Source organism: Poseidonibacter sp. (genome assembly GCF_041821165.1).
Taxonomy (GTDB): domain Bacteria; phylum Campylobacterota; class Campylobacteria; order Campylobacterales; family Arcobacteraceae; genus Poseidonibacter.
Genome location: NZ_JBGUES010000123.1, coordinates 1 through 6944, shown reverse-complemented (window position 1 = coordinate 6944; position 6944 = coordinate 1). Strand labels below are relative to the sequence as shown.

The window sequence follows — 6944 nt, the reverse complement described above, 5'->3', positions numbered from 1 at the left end:
CATCCTAAATTCTTCATTTGTCTCATTCCATTTAACATAAGAAAGTATAGAAAAAAGTAAAGTTGCAAATATAATTAGTGAAAAGAAAAGTGTCCAAATATTTTTTTTAATAAGAAACATGATAAAACCTCTTTATTGTTATTAACCAATTCTAGCCTATTTCAACTTGATTGTATTTGATTTAGTATAATAAAATAATATCGAAGAGAGTTTAAAATAAAAATATTTATTAGATTGAGTGTATGGTACCCGTAGTCGGACTCGAACCGACAAGCCGTGAAGCGGGGGATTTTGAATCCCCTGAGTTTACCAATTTCTCCATACGGGCAATAAAAAAGAGAACTTATAAGTAAGTTCTCTTTTTTTATATTAAATAATTTAAAATTATTTGTTAGATACAGCTTCTTTTAAAGCTTTACCAACTTTGAATTTTGCAACAGTAGTAGCCGCAACATCAACAGTTCTATCAGTTCCAGGAACTTTAGCTGTTCTAGCTGCTCTATCAGCAGTTGAGAATGTACCAAATCCGATAAAACTTACAGATTCTCTTTTTACAAGAGTTTCAGTAATTGTGTCTAATACAGCATCAACTGCACCTTTTGCGTCTTTTTTAGATAGACCAGCCTTAGCTGCTACTGCGTCAATAAATTCTGCTTTGTTCATAGGAGAACTCCTTTTTTGAATTATAATTTGAGAAACTTTATAGTATTTAAGCTTTAGGATAGCTAAAATTAGGGACTTTTCGAACTAATATAATCAAAAATATAATTTTAAAGATAAATATCCTAATTAAATGATGTTTTGATACTTAAAAGCCTACAAGAGTTTTCCAAAATAGCTATTTTTTTAACAAGTTCATTTAGGTCTCGATGGAAGACATATGCGCCAATTCCTTTGATAACCATTACGTTATTTTTTGACTCTTTTAAATATTTTGTAATCTCTAAAGCATTTCTATTATACCAAGTAGAAAAGTCTCCAGGGTCATAAATAGGAATATCACCAAATGTAGTTTTTCCAAAGAAATCATCAAATATAATTCTATTATGATCAAAAGTGTATGCTGTTGTATATATTGGCATTCCAAATGCGATATATTTCGCTTCATGTATATTTGTATAAATTGTTGCATGAATATGTGATTCGATACTTGCGCTTTTCCATCTATAATCTTGTTTTGTAAGATTTAATGTACAAAATGATTTTTCATTCATTTCATCAAAAATAGCATCACCTGTATTAATAATAAAATTTTCTTGATCTACTTTTGCAGAGATAGCACCATGATAAATACCAAAAAAGTTTTTCCTAAACATTGTAAGAGATAAATCACCAAGTTGCTTAACTATATCTTTATCAATCATTTTAAAAAGCCTTAAATGTAGTTTTGGGTATTATATACTAATTTTAATAAGGACTGTTTGAATGCAAATACCTCATGTACCTGTTTTATACAAAGAGACACTAGAATCTTTTGAAGATATAAAAGAGGGTTATATAATAGATTGTACTACTGGATTTGGTGGACATAGCTTTGGTTTATTAGAGCAAAATGATAATATAAAATTAATTTGTAATGACCAAGATGATGAAGCTCTAAACTTCTCAAAAAAAAGATTAGAAGAATTTTCTTCAAGAGTTACGTTTAATAAAGGTAACTTTGAACATGTTATTGAATCTTTTAAAGATTACGAAATTAGAGGACTTTTAGCTGATATTGGAGTTTCTTCTTTACAACTTGATAAGTTAGAAAGAGGTTTTGGTTTTGAAAGTGAAACTTTAGATATGAGAATGAATCAAGAACAAAGTCTAGATGCTTCAATAGTTGTAAATACATATTCAACTGTTGAATTAGAAAGAGTTTTAAAAGATTTAGGAGAAGTAAGAGAGTATAAAAAAGTTGCTTCTTTAATAGTAAAAAACAGACCTTTTACATCAGCAAAAGAACTAGCAACATTACTATCTAACAAAATGTCAAAAGGAAAAATTCATCCTGCAACTTTACCTTTTCAAGGTATTAGAATTGAAGTAAATGATGAATTAGGAGTTTTAAGAAGACTTTTTGATTCTATTGAAAATGCAAAATTAACAAATTGTACAATTTCAATTATCTCTTTTCATTCTTTAGAAGATAGAATTGTTAAAAACTATTTTAAAAAATGGACAAAATCTTGTATCTGTCCTCCTGAAGCATTTAGATGTGATTGTGGAAATAACCATGCATTAGGAAAAGTTATTACAAAAAAACCTATTATTCCTACAAAAGAAGAGATTAAAAAAAATCCACGAAGTAGAAGTTCAAAATTAAGGATATTCAAGTTTGATTAAACTTACGGCAGTTAATTCATTAATTATTGTTTTTTTAATGTTAATTCTTGCGACAATTTTATATTTTCCTAAAATTTATTTTAGAAATAATATATATTATATAAGCAAAGATATAAATAAGCTATATGCTCACTATATATCACTTCAAGAAGAGAATAAATTCTTAGCACAACAACTTGAAGATATGAAATTTAAAAACCAAATTATGGATTCTCTGTTATTTAATCCCTTGGAAATTAAAAAATGATTAAAACAATTATTGATTTTGCACTAAGAAAACCTATTTTAAATCATTTCTTATTATTCTTTTTATTTGTTCTATCAATATTTGCTTATAACTCAATCCCAAAAGAGATATTTCCTCCAGCTTCCTTAGACTCTGTTGCAATTACAGGGGTCTATGCAGGAGCTAGTTCTGATTTATTAGATAAAATGGCTGTTGAAGATTTAGAAGATGAACTAAGTTCTTTAGATGAAGCAGGGGATATTACTACAATAATAAAAAATGGATTTTTTTCAATTAATGTGAAGTTGAAAAAAGGCGTTGAAGCAAAAGATGTAATAGATGATGTAAAAAACATTATTACAAAAACAAAAGTAAACTTTCCTTCTGACATGGATGAACCAACAGTAAAAGAAGTTGTTGGAGAAATACCGCTTATTACGGTTGTTTTATACGGAGATAATTCAAAAGAAAAACTTTTAAGTGTTGCAAATGATTTAAAATCGTCTATTGCACAGCTTAAAGATTTAAGTAATTTATCTATTTGGGGTGATACAGATAAAGAATTACTTATAAAATTTGATGAAAATAAAATCAAAGCTTATGGTTTAAATCTACAAGAAGTTGTAAATAGCGTACAAAATCTAACATCAATTTTTCCAGTTGGAATAATAAAAGATGAAACAAAACATTACTATTTAAGTACATTTAATGGTGAAAAAGAAATCTCAAAAATTAATAATACTATTTTAAAAATATCAAATAAAAAAGTTTATTTAAAAGATATTGCACAAGTTAAATATGAATTAGCAGATGTAAATAATATTTCACATTTTAATGGAAATAGGGATATTTCTATTGGTATTAATAAAAGTGAATCAGGTGATGCTATTGAGCTTGTAAAACAGATAAAAGATATTTTACAAGAGTATAAAACACAATATCCAAACTTAGAGTTTAAAACACATACAGATACATCTGTTTGGATTAAAAATAGACTAAATACAGTTGTTTCAAATATTTTATTTGGTGTATTTTTATTATTTCTAGCACTATTTTATTTTATAAATATTAGAATAGCCTCTGTTATTGCTATTGGAATTCCAACTTCTTTTATGATTGGATTAATAGCTGCTGATATTATGGGATATAGTTTAAATATGCTTTCACTACTAGGTGCCTTAATAGCCCTTGGAATGTTAGTTGATGAAGCTATTGTTGTTGGTGAAAATATTTATCGTCATATGGAAATGGGTAAAGATAGATATACAGCTGCAAGAGATGGAGCTTTAGAAGTTTATCCAGCTGTTTTAACTGCAACTGCTACTACAATATTTGCTTTTTTACCTATTTTATTAATGACAGGTGAAGTAGGTAAGTTTATGAAAATTCTACCTATTATGATTACAATATTGCTTCTATCATCTTTAATTGAAGCATTTTTCTTTTTACCTTTACATGCAAAACAAATTTTTGATGTTCATACTCATGTTAAAAGATCAGATCATATATGGGAAGTTAATAAAAAGATTTATAAAGTAGTTTTAAATTATCTATTAGAAAAAAGATATAAAGCTTTGATTATTATGATTATTTCAATTTTATCATGTACATATATTTTAGCTACAAATTCAAAGTTTCAATTTTTACCAGATTTTGACTCTACGCAAGTTTATATAAGTGGTTCAGTTGGTGTTGGTAAAAAAATTGAGCAAACAGAAGAGTTAGTTTCTATAATAGAACAAAAGATTATGAAAGAGTATGAATTTGAAACAAATATTGATTCTGTTTCTTCTGTAATTGGTCTTAAACTTGATGGAAAAAATTTACCTCAGAATGAAGAGTTTTATTTCCAAATATTTGTAAATTTATATGAAAGAGCACCATTAAACTTTTTTGATAAATATATAAACCCATATTTATCTCCAAAATATGATGATACAAATATGATAAGAATAAAATCTGCACAAGATATAGAAGAAGATTTAAATGTATTATTAAAACCTTTAATGAAAAATGCAGTATACGAAGAGTTTAAAATCTATGTTCCAGGTGCTGGAATTGTAAAAAATGATATTGAACTTGCAATAAGTGGAGATAATCAAAAAATAGTTAGTTCTGTTGAAAAAATCAAAAATAAACTAGAAGCTATTAAAGGTGTTTCAAGTGTTTCTGATGATATTTTAGAAGGAAATATTGAATTAAAATTTAAAGTAAATCAATATGGACAAGAGTTAGGTTTTACTGAAAACTATATTCTTTCAAATATTAGACCTATGTATTTTAAAGGTTCTTACTCAAAAATGTTTGATAAAGATGGTATTGTAGATGTTGTTTTCCAAAGTAAAAATAAAGATAGCTTAGCTTCTTTAAATAACTTTGAGTTACTTGTTCCTTCTAGTTCACAAAAAGTTTTATTAAAAGATGTTGTTAATATTGTCGAACAAAAAGCTTTATCTCAAATATTTAAAGAAAATAATAAACGAATTGTTTCAATAACAGCAGCAGCAAATAAAATTACATCTTCTGAAATATACGATATTTTAAATCCACTTTTAGAAGAAGAAAGAAAAAATGTTCAAATAGATATCAAAGGTGAACAAGAAGAGAATCAAAAAGTTCAAAAAGAGATGGCTCAAGCTGCACTATTAGCTATTATTCTTATTTTTATTGCACTTATTTGGATGTTTGACTCTATTATTAAACCATTAATTATAATATCAACTATTCCTTTATCAATTTTAGGTGTTTTAGTAGGGCATTTTATTGTTGGAATAAATATCACAATGCCATCTTTAATAGGTATAGTAGGGCTTGCAGGTGTTATTGTAAATGATGGAATTATTATGATGGATTTTATTAAAAAAGCAAAAAACTTAGAAGAAATGGAAGAGTTTGCTTTAATGAGATTAAGACCTATTTTATTAACATCAGCAACTACAATACTTGGTCTTGCAACATTAATGTTCTTTGCATCAGGTCAAGCCTTGATTTTACAACCAATGGCTATTGCTTTAGGTTTTGGAATTTTATGGGCTACAATTTTAAATTTATATTATGTTCCAATGTTATATAGACTTATTTATTTAAAAAAATTATAAATATTTAAATGCTTTAAAACTAAAGTTTTGAAGCATTTTTTAAAATATTTTTTATCATATTTGTAAATACAAAATAATGAACTGGAATTAAACTATACCAATAAAGTCTACCTAATACACCTTTTGGATAGAAATATGCAGATTGGATTAGTTTATCTCCTTCTATTTTAAACTCAAGCCAAGCGCGTCCTGGCAGTTTCATTTGAGCAAATAGTAAAAGTCTTTCATTTTCTTGAATATCAACAACTTTCCAAAAATCTAAACTATCTCCAACTCGTAAATCAGATGAGTTTCTTCGTCCTCTTTTAAGTCCAACACCACCAATTAACTTATCAATTAATCCTCTTAGTTCCCATAAGAAATCAAAGGCAAACCAGCCATTATCCCCACCAATTGAGATAAAGCTTTTATAAACTTTTTCTTTTGATAATGAAGAGATATTAAGCTCTTTTCTATCTACAAATATAGCATCTGCTATTTCTTTACTATGATCTCTATCCCATATTCTACCTGCATTATCAGTCCATCTACTTATAACTTGATTTGTTTGAATCTCTTTTATTGCTATTTTTACAGAATCCATAAAACTAACTGGATTTATATTTGGAAAATATTTTTTTGCATTATCATTTTGCATTATTACTTCTGATTTTAAACCCTCTATTAATGCTTTTGCAACAATAAATGGCACAGGAGTAAATAGATTTAACCAATAAGATGAAACTCCAATTGATAAAAAAGGAATAGGAATAATCAATCTTTTTAAACCTAAAGCCTTTGCTGTTTGTATCATCATCTCTTTATAAGTTAATTGCTCACTTCCTATATCAATTATAAGATTCTTTTTTTCTTCTAAATACAACGATTGTTCAAGATAGTTAATTACATCAGCAACAGCAACTGGTTGAGCTTTTGTATAAACCCATTTAGGTGTAGTCATAATTGGTAATTTTTCTGTTAAATTTCTAATTATTTCAAAGCTTGTACTTCCTGAACCAATAATTACACCAGCTCTTAGCCATATAGTTTGAATATTTTTATTTGCACTTAAAACTTCACCTGTTTCTAATCTACTTAATAAATGCTCACTAGTATTTTCATTTTTAACACCTAATCCACCTAAATAAATTATTCTTTTAACACCACATTCTTGGGCAATTTTAGAAAAGTTTTCAGCAGATATCTTATCTAGATTTTTATAATCTCTATTATTTAGTGAATGTATTAGATAAAAAGCAGTATGAACACCATCAAGTGCTAATTTTAGTTTCTCTTGATTAAAAGTATCACCT

The 6944-nt window shown here is 26.9% G+C and carries 6 protein-coding genes and 1 tRNA gene; 3 read left to right on the top strand and 4 right to left on the bottom strand.

Annotated elements, in window-relative coordinates:
- Positions 1–243: 243 nt before the first annotated feature.
- The 3 genes from ACERKK_RS09490 to ACERKK_RS09480 form a co-directional block, all read right to left on the bottom strand.
- Positions 244–328, bottom strand: a tRNA-Leu gene (locus ACERKK_RS09490).
- Positions 329–384: 56 nt separating this feature from the next.
- Positions 385–663 (bottom strand): HU family DNA-binding protein, encoded by a 279-nt coding sequence (locus tag ACERKK_RS09485; protein WP_373772845.1) that lies wholly within the window; start codon positions 661–663, stop codon positions 385–387.
- A 122-nt stretch (positions 664–785) separates the two neighbouring features.
- Positions 786–1364 carry a class II aldolase and adducin N-terminal domain-containing protein gene (locus ACERKK_RS09480; protein WP_373772844.1) on the bottom strand — a complete coding sequence of 193 codons (579 nt, stop codon included), beginning with the start codon at positions 1362–1364 and terminating at the stop codon, positions 786–788.
- A gap of 61 nt (positions 1365–1425) precedes the next feature.
- Between ACERKK_RS09480 and rsmH the strand changes: the two genes are divergently transcribed.
- The 3 genes from rsmH to ACERKK_RS09465 are packed head-to-tail and all read left to right on the top strand — an operon-like array spanning position 1426 to position 5652.
- Complete coding sequence (gene rsmH / locus ACERKK_RS09475) at positions 1426–2328, top strand: 16S rRNA (cytosine(1402)-N(4))-methyltransferase RsmH (RefSeq protein WP_373772843.1); 903 nt, start codon at positions 1426–1428, stop codon at positions 2326–2328.
- A complete protein-coding gene (locus ACERKK_RS09470; RefSeq protein ID WP_373772842.1) occupies positions 2321–2575 on the top strand; it encodes a hypothetical protein in 255 nt (84 codons plus the stop codon). Before rsmH ends, ACERKK_RS09470 begins: the two co-directional genes overlap by 8 nt.
- On the top strand, positions 2572–5652 hold the full coding sequence (locus ACERKK_RS09465) for an efflux RND transporter permease subunit (protein ID WP_373772841.1): 3081 nt from the start codon (positions 2572–2574) through the stop codon (positions 5650–5652). Before ACERKK_RS09470 ends, ACERKK_RS09465 begins: the two co-directional genes overlap by 4 nt.
- A 19-nt stretch (positions 5653–5671) precedes the next feature.
- On the opposite strand, the gene ACERKK_RS09460 is transcribed toward ACERKK_RS09465, so the two are convergent.
- Positions 5672–6944: SDR family oxidoreductase (locus tag ACERKK_RS09460; RefSeq protein WP_373772840.1), on the bottom strand; the 1273-nt coding region annotated here is incomplete at its 5' end.

Excerpts from the sequence above, each read along its gene's own strand:
- ACERKK_RS09465 (WP_373772841.1), top strand. The coding sequence starts at position 2,572 with ATGATTAAAACAATTATTGATTTTGCACTAAGAAAACCTATTTTAAAT.
- ACERKK_RS09485 (WP_373772845.1), bottom strand. The coding sequence starts at position 663 with ATGAACAAAGCAGAATTTATTGACGCAGTAGCAGCTAAGGCTGGTCTA.
- rsmH (WP_373772843.1), top strand. The coding sequence starts at position 1,426 with ATGCAAATACCTCATGTACCTGTTTTATACAAAGAGACACTAGAATCT.
- ACERKK_RS09480 (WP_373772844.1), bottom strand. The coding sequence starts at position 1,364 with ATGATTGATAAAGATATAGTTAAGCAACTTGGTGATTTATCTCTTACA.